Here is a 1,689-nt window from a genome sequence, read left to right on the forward strand (position 1 = left end):
CCCGACTCTCCAGCACAGCGGTGGCCTGGTCCAAGGACTTCCTGCCGGGGGCACATCACCCGAGCGGTGACGCTGGCAAAGCTGGCCTGGGCGCCGGGGGCATCGCCGCGCGGCTGGGCGCCAAGGCGGTGGTGGCCGCGGCCGTTCGTGCCGTGCAGCTGCTGGGCCAGCAGTTCGTGCTCGGCCAGACCATCGAGCAGGCCTTGCGCGAGGCCGCTCAGGTGCACCGCCAGCACCCCGGCGTGCGCTTCAGCTTCGACATGCTGGGCGAAGGCGCGCGCACCGAAGCCGATGCGCTGCGCTACCTGCAAGCCTACGAGGGTGCGCTGGACAGCATCGCCCAGGCCCAGCGCGAGGCCCACACACCCATGCTGGCCGACGGCCTGTCGATCAAGCTCAGCGCGCTGCACCCACGCTACGAAGACGCCCAGCGCGATCGCGTGATGGCGGAGCTGGTGCCCCGCGTGTGGACGTTGTGCCAGCGTGCGGCAGCCGCCAACTTGAACCTCACGCTGGACGCCGAAGAGGTGGACCGACTGGAGCTGTCTCTCGACGTGGCCGACGCGCTGATGGCGCGCATCGCCGCCGAAGCCCCCGGCTGGCAAGGCTTCGGCCTGGCCCTGCAGGCCTACCAGACGCGCTCGCTGGAATTGGTGGAGCACGTGATCGCGCTGGCACGCCAGCACCGCATCCGCCTGATGTGCCGACTCGTCAAGGGCGCCTACTGGGACGCCGAGGTCAAGCGCGCGCAAGAAGAAGGCCTGCCCCACTACCCCGTCTTCACGCACAAGCACCACACCGACATCGCCTACCTGGCCTGCGCCCGCGCGATGCTGGAAGCACCCGATGCCCTCTACCCCCAGTTCGCCACGCACAACGCCGGCACGGTGGCCGCGCTGCTGCAGATGGCCCGCCAGCGCGATGCCCGCTTCGAGCTGCAGCGCCTGCACGGCATGGGCGAAGGCCTGTACCGCGAGGTGCTGCGCGAGCCGCTGCTGAGCTGCCGGGTCTACGCGCCGGTGGGCCCGCACCGCGACCTGCTGGCCTACCTGGTGCGCCGGCTGCTGGAAAACGGCGCCAACAGCTCGTTCGTGCACCAGTTGGCCGACCCAGGCTTCGGGCTCGACGAGTTGCTGCGCTCGCCCCTGCGCCTCTCGCCGCAACCCGGTCAGCCCTTGCCAGCCGACATCTTCGGTCCGGCGCGGCCCAACAGCACAGGGCCAATGCTGCACGTGCGCTCGGAGCGTGAGGCCTTGCTGGCCACGCTGCGCTCGACGCCTTTGCCCCATGTGGTCGAGTCGTCACCGCAAGACGTGGCCGCCGCATTCGAGCGGGCCCAAGCTGCCTTCCCGGCATGGTGCGACCGACCCGTGAGCGAACGCGCCCGCATCCTGCGCAGCGCCGCGCAAACCTTGCAGGAACGCCTGCCAACCTTCTGTGCCCTGCTCGTGCAGGAGGGCCGCAAAACCTGGCCAGATGCCATCGCCGAGGTGCGTGAGGCCATCGACTTCCTGCGCTACTACGCCGTGGAAGCCGAGCGCGTGATGGCTCCCCAAACCCTGCCGGCGCCCTACCCCGGCGTCACGGGCGAGGCCAACGTGCTGACGCTGCACGGGCGCGGCACCTGGGTCTGCATCAGCCCCTGGAATTTCCCGCTCGCCATCTTCCTGGGGCAGGTCTCGGCGGCGG

1 protein-coding gene is annotated in these 1,689 nt (G+C 70.4%); it reads left to right on the top strand.

The genetic code is table 11. The features are described from left to right. A partial coding sequence (locus B2W70_RS07450) for a proline dehydrogenase family protein (protein WP_286744370.1) occupies window positions 1-1,689 on the top strand: 1,689 nt, incomplete at both ends.

The sequence above is a fragment of the Aquabacterium sp. UBA2148 genome (assembly GCF_002328915.1).
Lineage (GTDB): Bacteria > Pseudomonadota > Gammaproteobacteria > Burkholderiales > Burkholderiaceae_C > Aquabacterium > Aquabacterium parvum.